At 39.0% G+C, this 18,040-nt stretch carries 18 protein-coding genes; 6 read left to right on the forward strand and 12 right to left on the reverse strand.

Going from position 1 to position 18,040, the window contains the following annotated elements; genetic code table 11:
- Nucleotides 1-35 precede the first annotated feature (35 nt).
- From LQ50_RS03240 to LQ50_RS03250, 3 genes are all read right to left on the reverse strand, one after another.
- Complete coding sequence (locus tag LQ50_RS03240) at nucleotides 36-1,580, reverse strand: fumarate hydratase (protein WP_034626172.1); 1,545 nt, start codon at nucleotides 1,578-1,580, stop codon at nucleotides 36-38.
- A 166-nt stretch (nucleotides 1,581-1,746) separates the two neighbouring features.
- A complete protein-coding gene (locus LQ50_RS03245) occupies nucleotides 1,747-2,388 on the reverse strand; it encodes a histidine phosphatase family protein (RefSeq protein WP_034626174.1) in 642 nt (213 codons plus the stop codon).
- 15 nt (nucleotides 2,389-2,403) lie between these two features.
- Nucleotides 2,404-2,592, reverse strand: coding sequence for an SE1561 family protein (locus LQ50_RS03250; RefSeq protein ID WP_034626175.1), 189 nt, complete (start codon nucleotides 2,590-2,592; stop codon nucleotides 2,404-2,406).
- A gap of 164 nt (nucleotides 2,593-2,756) precedes the next feature.
- Here LQ50_RS03250 and yfkAB point away from each other — a divergent pair, with 164 nt between their 5' ends.
- Nucleotides 2,757-3,869 carry a radical SAM/CxCxxxxC motif protein YfkAB gene (gene yfkAB / locus LQ50_RS03255; protein WP_034626177.1) on the forward strand — a complete coding sequence of 371 codons (1,113 nt, stop codon included), beginning with the start codon at nucleotides 2,757-2,759 and terminating at the stop codon, nucleotides 3,867-3,869.
- A gap of 46 nt (nucleotides 3,870-3,915) precedes the next feature.
- On the opposite strand, the gene LQ50_RS03260 is transcribed toward yfkAB, so the two are convergent.
- Entirely contained in the window at nucleotides 3,916-4,719 is an 804-nt protein-coding gene (locus LQ50_RS03260; protein WP_034626179.1) for a YfkD famly protein, read from the reverse strand.
- A gap of 151 nt (nucleotides 4,720-4,870) precedes the next feature.
- On the opposite strand from LQ50_RS03260, the gene proC reads away from it, so the two are divergent.
- Nucleotides 4,871-5,677, forward strand: a complete 807-nt coding sequence (gene proC / locus LQ50_RS03265; RefSeq protein ID WP_034626181.1) for a pyrroline-5-carboxylate reductase — start codon at nucleotides 4,871-4,873, stop codon at nucleotides 5,675-5,677.
- Nucleotides 5,678-5,730: 53 nt separating this feature from the next.
- On the opposite strand, the gene LQ50_RS03270 is transcribed toward proC, so the two are convergent.
- The 3 genes from LQ50_RS03270 to LQ50_RS03280 form a co-directional block, all read right to left on the reverse strand.
- Entirely contained in the window at nucleotides 5,731-6,342 is a 612-nt protein-coding gene (locus tag LQ50_RS03270) for a YczE/YyaS/YitT family protein (RefSeq protein WP_034626183.1), read from the reverse strand.
- 247 nt (nucleotides 6,343-6,589) lie between these two features.
- On the reverse strand, nucleotides 6,590-7,969 hold the full coding sequence (locus LQ50_RS03275) for an MATE family efflux transporter (protein ID WP_034626185.1): 1,380 nt from the start codon (nucleotides 7,967-7,969) through the stop codon (nucleotides 6,590-6,592).
- Nucleotides 7,970-8,153: 184 nt separating this feature from the next.
- The gene (locus LQ50_RS03280; protein ID WP_034626186.1) at nucleotides 8,154-8,534 is read right to left on the reverse strand and encodes an OsmC family protein; all 381 of its coding nucleotides are present in this window, start codon (nucleotides 8,532-8,534) and stop codon (nucleotides 8,154-8,156) included.
- Between the two features lie 188 nt (nucleotides 8,535-8,722).
- Here LQ50_RS03280 and LQ50_RS03285 point away from each other — a divergent pair, with 188 nt between their 5' ends.
- Nucleotides 8,723-9,913: an MFS transporter gene (locus tag LQ50_RS03285; protein ID WP_373279162.1), complete on the forward strand. Its 1,191-nt coding sequence runs from the start codon at nucleotides 8,723-8,725 to the stop codon at nucleotides 9,911-9,913.
- 122 nt (nucleotides 9,914-10,035) lie between these two features.
- Here the strand turns inward: LQ50_RS03285 and LQ50_RS03290 are convergent, their stop codons facing one another.
- The 3 genes from LQ50_RS03290 to LQ50_RS25680 all read right to left on the reverse strand — a co-directional run bounded on the left by LQ50_RS03290 (nucleotide 10,036) and on the right by LQ50_RS25680 (nucleotide 11,672).
- Nucleotides 10,036-10,374, reverse strand: a complete 339-nt coding sequence (locus LQ50_RS03290; protein WP_034626190.1) for a methyl-accepting chemotaxis protein — start codon at nucleotides 10,372-10,374, stop codon at nucleotides 10,036-10,038.
- Between the two features lie 95 nt (nucleotides 10,375-10,469).
- Complete coding sequence (locus LQ50_RS03295) at nucleotides 10,470-11,429, reverse strand: MBL fold metallo-hydrolase (RefSeq protein ID WP_034626192.1); 960 nt, start codon at nucleotides 11,427-11,429, stop codon at nucleotides 10,470-10,472.
- Nucleotides 11,430-11,525: 96 nt separating this feature from the next.
- Nucleotides 11,526-11,672 (reverse strand): hypothetical protein, encoded by a 147-nt coding sequence (locus LQ50_RS25680; RefSeq protein WP_202595343.1) that lies wholly within the window; start codon nucleotides 11,670-11,672, stop codon nucleotides 11,526-11,528.
- Nucleotides 11,673-12,073: 401 nt separating this feature from the next.
- Here LQ50_RS25680 and LQ50_RS24830 point away from each other — a divergent pair, with 401 nt between their 5' ends.
- The 3 genes from LQ50_RS24830 to LQ50_RS03305 all read left to right on the forward strand — a co-directional run bounded on the left by LQ50_RS24830 (nucleotide 12,074) and on the right by LQ50_RS03305 (nucleotide 14,769).
- Nucleotides 12,074-12,214, forward strand: coding sequence for an FbpB family small basic protein (locus tag LQ50_RS24830; protein WP_084138612.1), 141 nt, complete (start codon nucleotides 12,074-12,076; stop codon nucleotides 12,212-12,214).
- A 166-nt stretch (nucleotides 12,215-12,380) separates the two neighbouring features.
- Nucleotides 12,381-13,715: a cytochrome ubiquinol oxidase subunit I gene (locus LQ50_RS03300; protein ID WP_034626194.1), complete on the forward strand. Its 1,335-nt coding sequence runs from the start codon at nucleotides 12,381-12,383 to the stop codon at nucleotides 13,713-13,715.
- A 19-nt stretch (nucleotides 13,716-13,734) separates the two neighbouring features.
- Nucleotides 13,735-14,769: a cytochrome d ubiquinol oxidase subunit II gene (locus LQ50_RS03305; protein ID WP_034626195.1), complete on the forward strand. Its 1,035-nt coding sequence runs from the start codon at nucleotides 13,735-13,737 to the stop codon at nucleotides 14,767-14,769.
- A gap of 44 nt (nucleotides 14,770-14,813) precedes the next feature.
- On the opposite strand, the gene LQ50_RS03310 is transcribed toward LQ50_RS03305, so the two are convergent.
- Both LQ50_RS03310 and LQ50_RS03315 read right to left on the reverse strand, forming a co-directional pair.
- Nucleotides 14,814-16,589, reverse strand: coding sequence for a M3 family oligoendopeptidase (locus tag LQ50_RS03310; protein ID WP_034626197.1), 1,776 nt, complete (start codon nucleotides 16,587-16,589; stop codon nucleotides 14,814-14,816).
- A 217-nt stretch (nucleotides 16,590-16,806) separates the two neighbouring features.
- Nucleotides 16,807-18,039, reverse strand: a complete 1,233-nt coding sequence (locus LQ50_RS03315) for an MDR family MFS transporter (RefSeq protein WP_034626199.1) — start codon at nucleotides 18,037-18,039, stop codon at nucleotides 16,807-16,809.
- Nucleotide 18,040: the final 1 nt, after the last annotated feature.

Raw genomic sequence — 18,040 nt, forward strand, 5'->3', positions numbered from 1 at the left:
TTTTGTGCCTAGTCATCTCGGCTTCTACATTTTTATTATTTAAATACAGGTTCTTTAAACTGAGCTAGTTTTTCAAGAGAGGACTTGTCCACATCTGCATGCAAGCTATTTCCATGAGAATCCATCGTAACAATTGCAGCAAAACCTTCTACTTCTAGATGCCACATCGCCTCTGGAATCCCAAAATCCAGTAAATCTACCCCTTTTACTTTCTTAATACAGTCTGCGTAGTATTGGGCTGCTCCACCAATCGCATTAAGGTATACGCCACCATGCTCTCCAAGCGCTTTAAGGGTTTTTGGCCCCATGCCACCTTTTCCGATGACCGCACGGATTCCAAATTTCTTCATGATGTCTCCTTGATAAGGCTCTTCACGAATACTTGTCGTTGGACCGGCCGCTTTTACATGCCACTCTCCTTGTTCATCTTTCATCATAACAGGACCACAGTGATAAATGACTTGGCCATTCAAGTCAATTGGAGCATCATGATCCATAAGGTGATGATGAATCGCATCACGACCTGTGTGCATCATGCCGTTAATAATTACCACATCTCCCACTTTCAGCTCACGAATCTGCTCCTCTGTAATTGGCGCTTCAAGTACGACTTCTCGTACTTCTTCGGCACTGTCTTCTGTAGCTGCCACTTCTTGTTCTACACTAGTAAGGTCCACCTTTTCCCCATCTTTATAGAGCCACTCTTGAATAGCTCCTGTCTCTTGATCAAGAACAACACCTAAACGACGATATGCCCAGCAGTTGTAAGCAACAGACACGAAGAAGCTTGCTGGCAAACGATTCATCGTACCGATCTTACAGCCAAGCAATGTTGCTTCTCCACCAAATCCCATCGTCCCAATTCCAAGCTTATTGGCATTTTCCAAAACGTAACCCTCAAGCTTTTGAAGGTCTTCATTTTCATTGACATCATCTACGGTACGGAAAAGTTGTTCTTTTGCTAAAGAATAACTTGTTGTTCGATCTCCTCCAATCCCAACACCAATGAAGCCGGCACTACAGCCTTGTCCTTGTGCTTGATACACGGAATGCATAATACATTTTCGGATTCCATCTAAATCACGACCAGCACGTCCTAAACCTTCTAATTCAGTCGGCAAACTGTATTGAATATTTTTATTTTCACAGCCACCACCTTTTAAAATTAAACGAACATCAATCACATCTTTTTCCCACTGTTCAAAATGGATCACAGGAGTTCCTTCTCCAAGATTATTACCTGAGTTCTTTCCTGTAAGTGAATCCACAGAGTTCGGACGAAGCTTTGTGTCTTTTGTTGCTCGTTCAACAGCAGTATAAATGGCTTTTTTCATTTCAATTTGATTGACTCCAACCGGAACCTTTACTTCAAACGTTGGCATGCCTGTATCTTGGCAAATTGGAGATACATTCTCATCAGCCATTCCGATATTTTCTGTAATTGTCGATAGTGATAATGCAGCTCGCGTTCCAGCATTCTCTTTTGCTTTTGCCTTAGCAATGGCTCGGCGCACATCATTTGGTAGATTCGTAGATGTTTCAACGATTAGCTGGTACATACTTTCTTCAAAATTCTTCATATCATCCATCTCCCTTTTGGTACAAACATATATAATCTCATTACTATTATAAAGCTAGTCCAAAAATTCCGAAAGTCCTAACTGGAAGCGTGTTCAAAAATAAGGTCAATCGTTGATGCATTCCCTTCCCTTCTTAACAAAAAAACGCTCCAAACTGGAACGTTTTCTAAAGTAATCCCTTTTTCGAATGTTGATTAACTAATGATTCTAAGTGTGCCGTTTTATTCGTATAGTGAATAAGTGGTTTATTGCTTCTTTTTGACCACTCAATATGCGTAATGCCCGTATTATTAATCTGAAATGGTCGATGAAAGGTATACCACTTCTCACCTGTTAAAAGATACATAAGAAAAATACTGATGAATCCACCATGTGAAACGATACCAACATGATCACCTTGATGTGCCAAAAGCATTTGATCGATTACGTGCTGACAACGCTCCGTTAACTCTTGGACGGTTTCGGTGCCTGGAATTCCTGAAGTAAGGATGGATGTCTCATTCACCACTGGAAATGTTTCATAAATCTCCGTCCGTGTTAAGCCTTGTAATGGGCCAAGATACACCTCTCTTACTTTTTCCCACTTATGCACCGTCCTATTTTGCAACGCACCAATGGCCTTTGCCGTATGATACGCACGCGTCAAATCACTACTATAAAGGTAATCGAGCTGCACATCCTTAAAATAATCCGCGACAAGTTCAACTTGTTGCTCGCCAAGGTCAGACAATGGGAAATCTTTACAACCTTGAATCAATCCACTCACGTTTCCTTCTGATTCACCGTGCCTAATCAGATATAAATTCATTTGAAACCATACTCCTTATTCTGACCAATCATGACGGAATTGCTTACATTTTGTTTCGATATCATCAAGCATAGCAAGCAATCGATCGATATCGTCTACACCCGCTTCTTCGGGATCCATCGTTTCCAGAACGGTCATCACCATATCAAGTCTATTTTGCAAATACGTCATTTGTTCTTTTTTATCATGTATAGGTCCACCCAATTATGTTCGCTCCTTTTTTCATCTAACCAACTTTAATGTGTAAAGTGTAACAGATTCTTTCCTCTCACACAATGAAACGTCGGACACCTTAAAAGTAGTCCTTTTGAAACACCTGCTTTTACGTTATGATAAATGAAGTAATTTAATAAAGGAGTACGATCTTTGTGATTGATATTTATCCAAAAATAACCCCTTCTCATGACCCTTGGGAAGCTTATGAAGATATAAAAGAGTTCGGTAAACTTGAACTGACGAATATTGAGTTTACAACAACGACCTTATGTAACATGCGTTGTGAGCATTGTGCAGTCGGGTATACACTGACTTCTAAAGACCCTGATCCACTGCCACTTGATTTATTAATCAAACGATTAGATGAAATCCCTACTTTACGAGCATTTAGTATTACAGGCGGGGAACCGATGCTGAATAAGCAATCCGTTGAGGAGTATGTCGTTCCCCTATTGAAATATGCTCACAATAGAGGGGTTCGAACCCAGATTAACTCTAATTTAACACTTGATTTAAAGCGCTATGAACAAATTATTCCTTATTTGGATGTTCTTCATATTTCACACAATTATGGCAGTGTTAATGACTTTGCAGAAATTGGGTTTGCTGTCATGGATCGAAAACCGAGCTTGGAACAACGAGCAAAGTTATTTAACCGAATGATTGAAAATGCCAAAGCACTAACCAGTCAAGGAGTAATTGTTTCTGCTGAAACAATGCTGAATAAACGAACTCTTCCACACCTTGAGAAAATTCATGAGCAGATCGTTGAAATGGGCTGCCAACGACACGAAATTCACCCTATGTATCCAAGCGATTTTGCAAGCCAATTGGAAGTGGCAACGCTTGAAGAAATTCGTTCAGGGATTCATCGTCTTTTAGATGCACGTAATAAAGACGTCTGGATGCTATTTGGTACACTTCCTTTTTATCCTTGTAGTGACGAAACGGAGGATTTGCTTTTGCAGAAACGACTTTATTCTAGCAAAAACGTAACCGTTCGAAATGACCCAGACGGAAGATCAAGACTCAATGTCAATATTTTTGATGGCAATATTATCGTCACTGATTTTGGTGACACTCCTGCTCTAGGTAATGTTACCACCACTTCTCTCCAAGATGCTTATGCGACTTGGATGAATTCTGAGCTAGCAAAATCACTTAACTGTCACTGCCCTTCTGTACAATGCTTAGGTCCAAATGTACTTGTAAAAGACGCTTATTATAAAGATGTTGACTTCACAACAAGAAAGTCAAAGCTTTAATATGTAAGGGGGTGTCCTTGATTGTTTCGGACACCCCCTATTCCTTCTATTTTGGTTGGTTGGCTGCTACAAACGTAAAGGATAGATGGTCCTGAACAGGAATCCACGCTCCAATTCCTTGTTGCGTCACATTTTTCACTTCTAACTTGCGCTTTCCACCTTTAAATGTTAAATAGACTTCTCCGTAAGTTACTTTCCCTTTTTCATTCGCAGCTGGAACATAACTATGCAAATAACCTACTTGTTTTGGGGCAACATTGTACGTGTTATTTTTTCTAGTACCTTGACCAATCACGGTTTCAAAAGATAATGGTAAGTTTGTGTGCTCTGTCGCTTTGATCATCATCATTTTTTTGACGGCTTCACTATTTGGAATTTTTGCCGTTAAACCACCATTTACTTTCTTTTGTTGTTCTTGGACATACGTCATTTTTTGCGGGGAACGACCTCCACGGTTATCCGCATAGTTTGTGTTTACTTTTTGATATTCCCAGTTCACTTCCGTACCGTCTGATTCATAGGCTAGCGGCCATTCACCTAAATAAATGGAAGCTCTAAAACCTAATGCTAATTTAGAATCATTGACGGTCGATTCATTTAAGATTCGAATTAAATCTGGGTTTTCAATCGTGACTCCTGCTGAATCCAACAATTCTTTAGCCAGTTCACTCGGCTGTAAATAAGGTAAATCTTGTGTTGGATTTGTGTACGTGTTTTCTTTTGAAATCTTCAGAACGGAATCAGGAATTTTAAATCCTTTTTCTTCTTTCTTCCCTTCACCTTCTGCAAAAACTTGTGTGGACACAGACAGTAAAAAGATCGCAAGAAACGCTATAATTACTCGTTTCATTTGTATTCCTCCTCATTTCAATTAGGGACAATGTTGTTTTTTATAGTGTGATCATAGAGACAAATATTATCCATCTCTACCGGATGCTTTATTTTTTTGGTAACGTAAATGATGTAGCGCTAAACGAATTTGCCCATTATAGGAGGTTTTTATGAAACGAGTACATCTTCTTTTTATCGGTGCGGGGCCAATGGCCGAGGCCATCTTTGCAGGGGTCCTTCAACATAGGCCAGAAATGGCCATTACAGTCTCAAATAATAAGGATACGAATAGGTTAGAACAATTAAAGAACCATTATAATATTGAAACCACAAGCAACTGGAAAGAGACGGTTACAGAAGTCGATGTTATTGTCCTTGCGTGTCCCCCTTCTGCACATCCAGACGTCTTAGAACAGTTACATCCTCTTCTAAAAAAGGACCAACTTATTGTTACAGTTGCTGCTGGGATCGGCCCATCTAGCTTAGAAGCCGCCTTGCCTAAAGGAACAGCAACAGCATGGCTCATGCCAAACACTTCAGCAGATGTGGGCAAGTCCATGTCGATTTATGCTTTTGGAGAAGATGTAACAGAAGAACATAAAAAGGTTTTCACATCGATCGCCTCAGCAATTGGACATGCCCAGGAGCTTACAGAAGAGCAGGTTCACAACTTAACAGCTGTTACAGGGAGCGCTCCTGCCTTTTTATATTACTTTGTGGAAGCACTTGAACAAGCTGCTACTTCTTATGGAATCACATCAGAACAAGCCCGAAAATTAGTGATCGAAATGGTGATCGGGAGTGCTGCGATGCTAGAGAAATACCGTGACCCTAAAGGGTTACGAGCAAATGTGACATCCCCCGGTGGAGCGACTGCTGCAGGAATAGCATCATTAGATGAGAATGGCTTTACCGACTCTCTTATGAAAGCCATACATGCAACAAACAAACGAGCCAAAGAACTTGGTTCATCCTAATTTCTTAAAAAAAGAGCCGACCTTAAATGATAAGGTCAGGCTCTTCTCCACTATTAGACCGCTTTCCAATTAAGTCTCTTTTCAAAGCGAGGATAAAACCATTGAATTAATGGACCAATAGCAAACGTCACAATCAGTGTTCCAATCCCAATTGGTCCACCTACGAAAAATGCTGCTGCTAAGGCGGTTACCTCTGAAATGGTTTTAGCAACCATGATTTTCACACCCAAAACATCCCTTAAAGCAAACATAAGTCCATCAATAGGAATTAAAGCAAACTTAGCCTGCATATACATCGATGCTCCGCAAGCAAGAACCACAACTCCTACTAACAAAGTAGCCATTTGATAGAAAAAGCCATTCACCAATGTGTCTGGAAAGACAATTAATAACCAAAAATCAATAAAATAACCTAATATTAAAATTGTAATGAGTGACACAAAAACGGGTTTAGACTTCGTTAGCAAGGAATTAATGATAATGAGAATAATCCCCACAAAAATAACCCAATTCCCAACGGAAAATGGAGTCATATGCGAAAGCCCCACATTTAATGCATCCCATGCACCTGCTCCTAGCCCCGCTAATATCGTTAAGGTCACACCAAACGACACGATCATTAACCCAAATATATAACTGAAGGCTCTAATATATACTGACTTCATTTCCTTTATTCCTCTATTCTACTTTTATCTAGGCATTTCGTAATTATTGTTGCTGTGAAGAAACGGTTTTTCTCGTAGTGCAATGGAGCGGAAGTCACTCGACTCCTGTGGGATAAAGAGGTAGGGTCGAGACCCACAGGCGCAGCCGAGGAGGCTCGACACCTCCTTGCAGGTGCGAGTGGCTGGAGCGCAATGGAACGAACACGTTCCCCATAAAATCAACAATGTATACGAAAACATCCTTTATCTAAGAATCTTGCTTTTCTTCCTTTTTCGCCGTGTTTTCTTCAATATTTTCACTTATCTTTCGCCAATTTCCGAGGAAATAGTAGCCACCGGCAATGAAACTACTAATTATGAAGCTAACTCCCATCCCTAAAGCAATCCCACTTTCCCCTAACCAAGCGGAAAATATCGCTGTTAATGGATAGCGTAAAATCCAGAATGAAATAATATTTAAAATTAATACAGGAAACATCGCACCCGCTGCTCTTGCGATTCCGTTAAGGACAAAGTTCACTCCTAAAAAAGGATAAAAGAACGCGACGGTCTTCACATACATGGTCCCAAACTGAACCGTTTCTTCATCTTGGACAAACATCCGGATAAAAGCTTCTGCACCAAAATAGACAATGGCACTAATGAACAAAGAAATAACTACAATTAGCAGCAAAGCTTGTTTAGCTATTTCATTTACTCGTCCCCATAGCTTCGCCCCTATGTTTTGCCCTGCCATACTATTAACAGCCGCTCCTAAAGTAAGCGCTGGAAGCATAATGAGACTATCTAATCTCTGTGCCGCCCCAAATCCAGCAACCACTTCCTCACCAAAACTAGTCACTACCGTCATAATAGCCAAAATCCCACCTGATATGGCCATCATCGATAACCCAGCAGGCAGTCCCATCTTAAATAAAATGAGAAAATACCTTTTCTCCGGAAGGGTGGGGATTTGAAACGGAACATTGGCTCGATGAATGGAATACCATAATCCATAAACAAATGCAGTACCTTGAGAAATAATCGTTGCATACGCTGCCCCCTCTATTCCCCACTGAAATACATGGATAAATAGGGGGTCTAATAGTGCATTAAGAATTACAGCAATGATAATAAAGCGAATCGGTGTGCGACTGTCTCCTAATGCTCTTAAAACTGTACCGATAAAATTATACCCAAATAAAAATAAGATCCCGACAAAGTTAATTTGCAAATAAGACCTGGCTAAAGGCAACATCTCATCCGGTGTCCCCATAAAGCGTAAAATGGTTCCTGAAAATAAAAAGCCAATTAGTCCAAGTAAAATAGCTAATGTTCCTAATACAAATACAAACGCATTCAGAGAATCTTTTAATCCTTCCTCATCATTAGCCCCTCTCCTTTGACTAATCACTGTCAATGTTGCACTATTAATCCCTATTATAAAAGAGAGCGTTGTGAAAACAACTGTTGCTGAAATAGTAATAGCACCTAATGCACTAGGTCCTAATAAATTTCCCACCCATAATGAATCAATAAATTGATAAGATGTCTGGAGCAAATTAGTCAAAAAAATAGGCCAAGAAAAAAGAATCATTTTCCTCATAATTTCGCCATTCGTAAAATCCATCTGCTTTGATTGTGACATGCTAATCCCCTTCTTCTTCTAAAAACAAAAAAGAAAACACCACTCTTAAGTTGTATAAACTTCGTATAAGTCGCGGTGTTTTCCACTTGAAATGTGAGTGACAACGGCTGCTAATCGGCGAGCAAGCTAAAAATAAGCTTGCCCTTAAGGAATGTCAATATCCCTTTTGGATGCCTCTATCATACTACATACATTCAAATGACTCTGTAATCCGAATTGAATCTTTTACTGATTGGTAGATAGGACAATTTTTTCTAGTCAATTCAAAGATCTTTTCTAGTTTCTCTTCTGTCGTATTCACCTGAAACAACTTAAAATGTAAATGAATATCCGTTACTTCATTTGCTCCAGCTTCATTTCTTTTCACGTCTGCTTGGATACGAATATCATCATAAGAGATTCGTTTCTTTTCTAATATCTTTCTAAGAACCCCTCCACTGCAAACGGCGACAGAGGAAACAAGAAGTTGATAGGGGCGAAACCCAAATTTTGCATTTCCAGAAACCTCTAACTCCCCAAATTCCAAATCGGTAACAAAGCTATTTTCCTTCATTTTATATTCCATTTTCATACGCCTCCTTTTCTACACGTATTTTATTGTAACAGCCTCTTATCCTAACGTCATGTTCTAATGATAAATTACATATGGTCTTCTTAAGAAGAAGAAGCTACAATAGATAACGTCTTAGAAATAAGAAGTCCGTTTTCTTAGGATCTGTTTCTCTACGCAAGCACGCAACGTGCAAGCAATTGGTGCAATTTCACAGCACTGAAAAAGGTGAGGTTTTTTCAATGAATCGTTTTCGTTTTTGGATATTAGTTAGTATTGTAGCTATTAGCGGATTTAGTCAAGGAATGCTCCTCCCACTTATCTCTGTTATTTTTGAACAGGACGGGATTTCAGCCACTTTAAATGGATTAAATGCAACTGCCCTTTATATTGGCATATTGATCGTCTCTCCTTTTATGGAACCTCCTCTTAGGAAGTTTGGTTACAAGCCGATCATTATCATAGGGGGATTACTAGTCATTATCGCCCTAGCCCTTTTTCCTTTATGGAAGTCATTTTGGTTTTGGTTTTTCTTAAGGCTCTGTATTGGGATAGGAGACAATGCCCTTCATTTTGGTACGCAAACATGGATTACATCGGCATCTCCTAAAGAAAAAAGAGGCCGTAACATTAGTATTTATGGGCTTTTCTTTGGCATCGGATTTGCCGTTGGGCCACTCATGACTCCTTTAATTTATATTAATGAAGCGTTGCCGTTTATTCTTTCTGCTAGTCTTTGTTTGATCGCTTGGTTATTTTTATTTGCTCTACATAATGAATTCCCTGAAAAGGGCATTGAACTGACTTCTTTTAAAGATACAGCCAGTCGATTTAAGAAAACATTATCGTATTCGTGGGTCGCTTTGTTACCAGCATTAGGCTATGGTTTTTTAGAGGCATCATTAAATGGAAGCTTTCCTGTTTACGGTTTACGAATTGGACTTGATGTAACCTATGTTTCCATTCTTTTAGTTTCATTTGCGATTGGAGGCATTGTCTTTCAACTGCCTCTTGGCATATTAAGTGACAAATACGGCAGAAAACGAATCCTAACATTTATATTAGCTTCTGGTAGTTTTATCTTTTTTATTGCTAGTTTTCTTGAGCAGTCGATTTTTGCTCTTGCCATTTGTCTTTTTGTAGGGGGGATGTTAGTTGGTTCAACCTTTTCTCTTGGAATCAGTTATATGACTGATCTAACACCAAAATCTCTACTGCCTACAGGGAATATCCTATGTGGGGTTGCCTTTAGTATTGGAAGTCTCTTGGGGCCTTATTCGGGTGGTTTATTTATTCAATTTTTCAGCGGTGTTAGCTTCTTTTTCATCATTAGTGCCATGTTATTTCTTGTCTTTCTATTTGTCTTCGTTCACAAACAAAATGTCGTAAATTAGTTGTCTTTGACTGTAAAAAGGGGTGTCGCTAATTTAACCTTTAGCGTGCACCCCAAAAGTAATATAGCAAGGCCGCTATATGTGTGATTCACTAAACGGTTTCCTGCTGCTACTTATGTAGTTTATCTCAAACTTTTTAAATCATCAGCTGCTTCTTTCGTTGCTTTAACAATTTCTTCGGAGCTTTCTTTTAAATGTGAAGCTGTTTCTCCAATTATCTTAACGTCCCTTGAAATGTCTCTTACGACAGATGATACTTCATTAGCAGTCGTTCTAACTTGGTCTACGATCTGTTCGCGGTTGTCTCTCACAAATTGAACGGCATTCCCCGTTTCTTCCTTAAGCTTTCGAAGCTCTTCCAACATTTTGGTTCTCCATTCTTTCTTGGCTAGAACAACCGAAATTAAAATGACAGCAAAGATCCAGATCAATTTAAACGAATTGGTTTTTTTCTGCTCCATTTTGCTCCTCCTCTTTATCAGTCTTAACATTATTTTACCAAGAAAGAGAAAGAAAAGGAAAGGATAGTGTTAGACTACTTTTCATGAATGATTAGTCATTCATTTTCAAAAAGAAATAAACCATCCTTTTCTTTAACCATAACTTCCTTTTGTTCTAATAGGAGATCCAGATGACCAAATGTTTCAGAGAATGTCAAATCTGGTTGTTTTAGATGCTTTTCTTTAAATAACTCATAACTAATTTCGCTAGCTGTGAGTTGCCTCGTTGAAATGATATCTTTAATAACTTGAGCTCTTCTACTATGCCCTTCTAGTCTAGCATCCACTAACATGTTCACATTATTAATGACTTCTCCATGTCCTGGTAGAAGAAGAGTTATATTTAAATCCTTTACTAATTGTAACGACTTTCGATATTGTAGCAACGTTTTAGGTCGTATTTCACCGTTCATCGGTGCTTCAAGTAGAGCATTTGATGAAATAGAAGCCAATAACACATCTGCCCCTATGGCTAATTGATCGTGTTCACGGACAATCATAATATGATTTTGAGCATGACCTGGCACTTCTTTTACTCTCCAACCTGGCAGGCCTGGTACTTCGTCATCATGCTTCACAATAACACCGAGTTCGGCTGGTTCAATAAAGTCCATATAGGATTGACTTGCACGTTCAATCTTGCTGACCAACTCATGTGGTAAGCCATTCTTTACATACAAATCTGTTAAAAACTGTTTACACTTGTTAAAGAATGCTTGATCCTTATTTAACCAAGGCTCTAAGAACCGATGGCCAATCAATGTTGCGTGTTTAAATAAACTCGCAAGTCCAATATGATCTGGATGATGATGGGACAAGATCACCTGATCAATATCTTCTATTTTGTATCCTAGATTGTAAAGCTGTTGTATTACTTCATTTTTCCCTTCACTTGTAAGCGGACCTGTATCAACAAGGGTAAGAGATCGCCCACAAATTAAATATACATGGACAGGCCCAACTAAAAACGGCGTTGGAATCGTTAGTTGATGAATGGTTTCTGCACAAACAGTCAATGGATGAACCTCCTTTTACAAACTCACACTAGTAAACACGTAGAAAGATGCTTCCAAAAAAAAAGAGTACGCCTAATAGACATTCTCTTATCATTACTAATTATATGCTTGTGTTAAAAAGACATCTGTTTCTTCTTTTTCAAAGCCTTCATGTCCAGATTTTTTTAGTTCGTTTAATTCACTAGCTAAACGATCTAACTTCTTTTGCATTTCTTCAATCATTTTTTTCTCTGAAACAGTCATATGACTTCCCTCTCCCTTTTTTTGTTGTTAAGTGATTGAGCAGTCGCTCACTTTTTATCTATTATATAACAACAACTCTTTTTTAATGTTAAAAATATTCTAACAATATTATTGTTCATTGTAAATAGCTTTTTTAAACATTTTAAACTTTATGACAACAACCCACTTATACACAGAGTTATTCACACAATTGTGAATAACTCTGTGTATCATGTGCATAACCCAATTTTTATTGTGCATAAGTTCATTACATCGATCATCTATTGTATTCAGCTTTTTTCGACAAACTCTAACAATATTCTTTTTGTCGAAAAATTGTAACAATTCTATCTTTATTTTTGTATATACTTGTTGGTATACTTGTTATAGAACCAAATAATAAAGAAGTAGGTGGGGTTATCATGCGAAGACAATCCACATCATTTGAAGAACTTGTATTAGAAAATAAAAAACAATTATTAAATGATCCCGAGGCATTAGCAGAAATTGAAGATCGAATTGATGAAAGATCTTCAAATAATGAGGAAAAAGATACAAAGTAAAAAGAGCGAGATTACCATATTAGGTATCTCGCTCTTTTTTTATGTCATTGTTTAAATGATCTATTCCTAAATTGGAAAATTAAACGAATAGAACCAATATAATAACGCACAGTAATAGCATGGAAAAGGTTTGATACAAAGAAAAACATCTGAAAGGAAGTAAATGATGGATAATGTTATGCTTGCGCGAATGATATTTGGTACGTCTATTGCCTTTCATATCATTTTTGCGACATTAGGTGTAGGAATTACATTAATGATTTTAGTTGCGGAAATTATGAGGATTATTCGTAAGGATGAAGATTATGGAACACTTGCTAAACGTTGGACAAAAGGGGTTGCCATCTTGCTCGGGGTTGCGATTCCATCGGGTACGATTGTAGCGGTGATGTTAAGTCTTCTTTGGCCGGGCTTTATGGAGATTGTAGGGCAAGTTATTGCACTCCCCTTTCAGGTTGAAATTTTCGCCTTCTTCTTAGAAGCTCTCTTTCTTTCTATATACATATACGCAGCAGATCGCCTCTCTCCAACTATGCGCATTGTCAGTGTTTTTTTTGTTGCGCTTGGAGCAACCGCATCAGCTGTTTTAATTACAAATGCACATGCTTGGATGAACACTCCAAGAGGCTTCGATTTAGTAAATGGACAAGTGGCCAATGTGAACCCATTAGCTGCGGTGAACAACCCTAGTTTTTATGTTACTTCTTTGCATGTCGTAGGGAGTGCTTATATGACTGGAGCCTTTGTGCTTGCTTCGGTTGCCGCATACAAACTTTTTCGGGGAGGGCTCACAGAACGTGAAGTAACGTATCACCGTAAAGGATTAACTCTTTCCCTTGCCATTGGTCTTATAATGTCTGTTTATACGATGAACAACGGACACGATACAGCGATTATGCTTCATGAGCACATCCCAGTTAAACTTGCTGCAGCAGAAGGATTATTTGAAACTCAAGCAAATGCCCCCCTAGCCATCATGGGTACACCTGACCCTGAGGCAGGTCGTGTTGTCGGTGGGATTGAAATTCCTGGCATGCTTAGCTGGCTTGCTACAGGATCAACGGATGGAGTCGTACGGGGATTATATGATTATCCACAAGACGAATGGCCTCCGTTGTTTGTTCATACATTGTTTAACGTCATGGTCGGCATCGGCTCTGCTCTTTTTGGCTTAGCAGTTATCTTTTGGGCTTTGTGGTTTTTTAGACGAAAGACGAATAAACCCTATCCTAAATGGCTGCTGGCTGGGTTGGTTGCATCTGGTCCACTTGCTATGATCGGAATCGAAACAGGATGGATATTCAGTTGTACCGGTAGACAACCTTGGACCATTTATGGGATTCAACGAACATCAGAGGCTGCTACGAATTCGGGGAATCTTGGCATGTTGTTCTTCCTTTTTGTCTCTCTCTATGTTGTGCTTCTTGTCTTAACTGGCCTTGTGATGCACTACTACTTTAACCGAAACCCGGTTTCAAAAGAATTACAAATAATGTCATAGAAAACAGAGGAGTTTTTTTATGCAAGATGTTTATATTGCCATTATCATTTTATGGGCATTCCTTTTTATGTATGCGATTGCTGGTTCCATTGACTTTGGAGCTGGTTTTTGGGCGATGTACTATAGAAAGAGAACTGACACAAAAGCCGCATCCATTGCTAATCGGTATTTATCCCCATCTTGGGAAGTGACCAATGTATTTCTTGTGTTATTAGTGGTTGCTTTAGTCAGTTTTTTTCCAGGCGCTGCCGCAACTTTAGGCACATTAATGATTGTCCCCTTTTGTTTAGTGCTCTTTTTACTGACGATCCGAAGTGCCTTTATGGTTTACTCTTATTCCGTGCAAAAATATACGAATATGCTTGTGATCATCTCTGGAATTACCGGATTACTCATCCCTGCCTTATTGATTAGTATATTGCCAGCGGCGATTGGAGGGTTTGTCGAAGTTGTCGGTGACAGACAGTACGTGCTGATCGATCAATTATTTACAAGTCCCACATTTTACACACATCTTGGATTTGGCTTAAGCACAGAATTATTCTTATCTGCCTTACTATTAAGTGACTATGCCAAAGAAGCAGGGTCTGAGGAAACGTATCATGTGTACCGACGTAATGCGATCATTCTTGGACCGATTACTCTATCTTTTGCTGTCGGTGCGATTTTAACACTGATCCCTGAAGCTTTTTGGATGTTTGAGAATATGGCGAATGAATGGCTCTTGTTTACATTATCATTATTGGCCTTTTCAATTGGATATAGCGCACTTTGGTGGCCCACAAAAAAGTTTGGAGTCGGAAGACCCAGGGTTGCCGTCCTTTTAATTGCCTTGCAGTTCGGACTAGCAAGCTTTGCCTATGGGTCCGCTCATATGCCTTACTTTTTGTATCCAGATGTAACCATTTATGATGCGTTCACCAATGAAGTAATGTTTCACTTGCTCTTAATTGGTTATGGCATCGGTATGGCGATTTTAATTCCCGTATTCATTTGGTTTTGGCGCCTCTTTATGAAAGACAAACGCTATTTAAAGCAAGAGTCCACTCATTGAAATAAAAAGCTGTTGAGATCCGTGGGTTCTCAACAGCTTTTATGTTATCTATTTTTCGTTAATTCCATAAACTCATCAACATCAACTAAAATTAAGTCAATCGCTTCTTGCCAAAACTCTTTACTTGTTAAATCGACATCTAGATGTTTACTCGCTAAGTCTTCCACTGTCATGCTAGCCGTATCTTGCAGCAAAGCAATATAATCATCTTCAAATGATCTTCCAGTGTCAAGAGCTTTCTTATAAATGCCCAAGCTAAATAAAAATCCAAACGTGTAAGGGAAATTATAAAATGGTACGCCTGTAATATGGAAATGAAGCTTCGATGCCCAGAACGTTGGAGAATACGTAGATAATTGATTTCCATAGGCTTCTTTTTGAGCTTCCTCCATTAACGAATTCAATTCATTAACAGATAATAATTTTTCCTTACGCGCTTCGTAAAATCGAGTTTCAAATAAGAATCTAGCATGTATGTTCATAAAGAAAGCAAGCGAACGAGAGATTTTGTTTTCAAGCAAAGATAACTTCACATCTTCTGCCTCTGCCTCATTTACTAACGCATCAGCAATAATGGTTTCAGCGAATGTCGATGCGGTTTCAGCGACATTCATCGCATATCGTTGTGCTAGAGGATCCATGTCTTTTAAGCAATGACTGTGGTAGGCATGACCTAATTCATGGGCTAGTGTTGCTACATTGGCCATTGTCCCGTCGTATGTCATGAAAATACGTGATTGCTTTGATAGTGGGAATGATGTACAAAAACCACCAGGACGTTTCCCTGCACGATCCTCTGCTTCGATCCACCCATCACGAAGAGCCCCTTCTGTAAATGAAGCAAGCTTAGGACTAAACGGTTTAAAGTGTTTAATGATTAAATCACAAGCATCCTCATAAGAAATCGTCGTATCTTCTTCTACCGGGAGCGGGGCATGAACATCGTGCAGCGCTAATTTTTTCACCCCTAGCAGTTGTGCTTTACGATCCATAAACTCATAAAATTTCGGTTTATTATCCGTAATCGTTGACCACATGGCATCAAGTGTTTCTTCTTTCATACGGTTAATAGCAAGAGGCTCTTTCAACACATTGTCCCAGCCACGTGCTTCATATAAATTAAGTCGGAATCCTGCTAGATGGTTCAGCGTGGAAGCAAATAAGTCAGCTTCTTTTTCCCAAGCTTTCTCGAAGGCACCCGCTGCTTGTTCTCGAACGGTGCGATCAGAGCTATTGAGTCGATTTTGTAACTGCCCTGCAGAAAGCAACTTCTCTTGGCCATTTTCTTCAAAAGGAATTTGCATTCGCCCTACCGCGGCATTATACACATTGCCCCATGCATGGTACCCATCAATCGCAAGTTGCGCCGCAAGCTTCTCTTCGTTAGGGGATAACTTCTCTTTTACTTGCATGCGGCGTTCTTCAAGATTAAACGCAACCCCTGATAATGAAGGTCGTGAAATGAAATCATTCCATTGTTCAACAGAAAGCTCTCCTAAAAAGTCTTCAATCACTCCCCATATGTTTTGTAGCTTCGTTGCTTGCTCGGTTATCTTTCCTTGCCAAAGTGTTGCTTCCTTATCTTTGACATCTTGAGCGGTTAAACAACTAACAAATGCACTAGCTTGCCTTGTTCTTTGCATTTGCAGCTGGATCGTATGTATCACTTGCTCTAGTTGATCTAGTGTTATCTCCTCACCGATCGAATCTGCAACATCTGCTAAAAGTCGATCAGTCTCTTTAATAAATTGTGTGAACTCACTAGACTTACTACCACCTTTAAAAATTGAATCTAGATCCCATACCTCTGGATATTTCATCTAGCCTTCCTCCTTAGTATTTCGATTCCCGTAATATTATTATATCAGAAAATTAATAAAATTGCATGTTTTAATAGTCTGTTCAAAAGGGTGATTTTTTGCCTTTTGAACAGACTTAAGGAATATCAGAAAAAACGGAACGGAAACTAGGCATATGAATAGTAATGAAGAAAGGTTCTCGTCTCAAAGATAGTTGAAGAAATTGACAGAAGATAAGTCAAACCTGAAAAAAAGTCTTGTTCTTGTCACTGTTTTTCTGTTTCCTCTTTCTTTTTTCTATTTCAATTAAAAAGCAGGTCACAAACAAGCCAACTGTGCCAAAGATCAACCAGGGTAGATAGCTGAATCCATTTAAACCAAGCTCATATAAGAAACCACCTAAAACATTTCCTATTAGCCCTCCTAGCGCTAATGCTAAGCCATTAAATCCGAAGTAGGAGGCAATAAGCTTTACTGGTGCAAGATCTGAAATTTGTTTACTCATCATCGGTTGAATAAACATTTGACCTATTGTAAAAACAATGACCCCTAAATAAATTCCGAGTAAGTTCATTGAAAAACCAATTATCATTAATCCTATCGTTATACAAACGGTTCCTATCATAATAATGGTGACAGCGGAAAATCGTTTACTCATTTGCTTAATAATTGGAATTTGTAAAAATACAATGATTATCGCACCACTACTATAAATCAATCCAATATTTACTCCCGGTAAACCTAGCATCTGCAATTTAACTGGGACGGCTATATAAAGCTGTGCAATAAGAAACCAAACAAACATCATTGAAAAACAAAATGTCACATAAGGCGGATTGCCTACGATGTTCACAATATTTTTAATTATAGGTGTGGGTCTATCAACTGCAGATTGTTTCGGCAAGACCTTGGCACTAACGATAAATACGATGATAAACATCAATCCAGCACTAAGACTCACCCACTGAAAATCGATATTTAATAAAAAGGCTCCGACGACTGGTCCAAAAATAAACCCTACATTGCTAAGCATTTCACGGGTTGCATAGACCGTAGCTCGATTCTCTTTCGTAGATAAAACGGTGTAGTAGGCATAACTGGAGGGATGAAATAACGCCCCTCCTAACCCGGATAAGATTGCTGCAATGAAGAGAAGCATAGGTGCCTCTGCAACACCAAATAGGAGGAATCCAAATGCACGAATCAAAACGCCAGAACAAATAATGGATTTATAACCAATTCGATCAGAAACCACTCCTCCAAGCAGCATGAACCCTTGCTGGGAGAAGCTCCTGACTCCTACGATCACTCCTACGAGAATGGCTGATAGAACGAGGTGCTCAAGCAAATAAACGGCCAGTAATGGGACAAGCATAAAAAAGCCAAATGCCATCGTGAATGAGTTAAAAAATAGGACCCATAGAGGAAGGGGAATTTCTTTTAAATTCCCCGACATGTTTTTTAATTTCATT

The sequence above is a fragment of the Halalkalibacter okhensis genome (genome assembly GCF_000787375.1).
Taxonomy (GTDB): Bacteria; Bacillota; Bacilli; order Bacillales; family Bacillaceae_D; genus Halalkalibacter; species Halalkalibacter okhensis.

Coding starts and splice junctions, on each gene's coding strand:
- LQ50_RS03240 (WP_034626172.1), bottom strand. CDS start 1,580: ATGAAGAATTTTGAAGAAAGTATGTACCAGCTAATCGTTGAAACATCT.
- LQ50_RS03245 (WP_034626174.1), bottom strand. CDS start 2,388: ATGAATTTATATCTGATTAGGCACGGTGAATCAGAAGGAAACGTGAGT.
- LQ50_RS03260 (WP_034626179.1), bottom strand. CDS start 4,719: ATGAAACGAGTAATTATAGCGTTTCTTGCGATCTTTTTACTGTCTGTG.
- proC (WP_034626181.1), top strand. CDS start 4,871: ATGAAACGAGTACATCTTCTTTTTATCGGTGCGGGGCCAATGGCCGAG.
- LQ50_RS03270 (WP_034626183.1), bottom strand. CDS start 6,342: ATGAAGTCAGTATATATTAGAGCCTTCAGTTATATATTTGGGTTAATG.
- LQ50_RS03275 (WP_034626185.1), bottom strand. CDS start 7,969: ATGTCACAATCAAAGCAGATGGATTTTACGAATGGCGAAATTATGAGG.
- LQ50_RS03280 (WP_034626186.1), bottom strand. CDS start 8,534: ATGGAATATAAAATGAAGGAAAATAGCTTTGTTACCGATTTGGAATTT.
- LQ50_RS03290 (WP_034626190.1), bottom strand. CDS start 10,374: ATGGAGCAGAAAAAAACCAATTCGTTTAAATTGATCTGGATCTTTGCT.
- LQ50_RS25680 (WP_202595343.1), bottom strand. CDS start 11,672: ATGACTGTTTCAGAGAAAAAAATGATTGAAGAAATGCAAAAGAAGTTA.
- LQ50_RS24830 (WP_084138612.1), top strand. CDS start 12,074: ATGCGAAGACAATCCACATCATTTGAAGAACTTGTATTAGAAAATAAA.
- LQ50_RS03300 (WP_034626194.1), top strand. CDS start 12,381: ATGGATAATGTTATGCTTGCGCGAATGATATTTGGTACGTCTATTGCC.
- LQ50_RS03305 (WP_034626195.1), top strand. CDS start 13,735: ATGCAAGATGTTTATATTGCCATTATCATTTTATGGGCATTCCTTTTT.
- LQ50_RS03310 (WP_034626197.1), bottom strand. CDS start 16,589: ATGAAATATCCAGAGGTATGGGATCTAGATTCAATTTTTAAAGGTGGT.
- LQ50_RS03315 (WP_034626199.1), bottom strand. CDS start 18,039: ATGAAATTAAAAAACATGTCGGGGAATTTAAAAGAAATTCCCCTTCCT.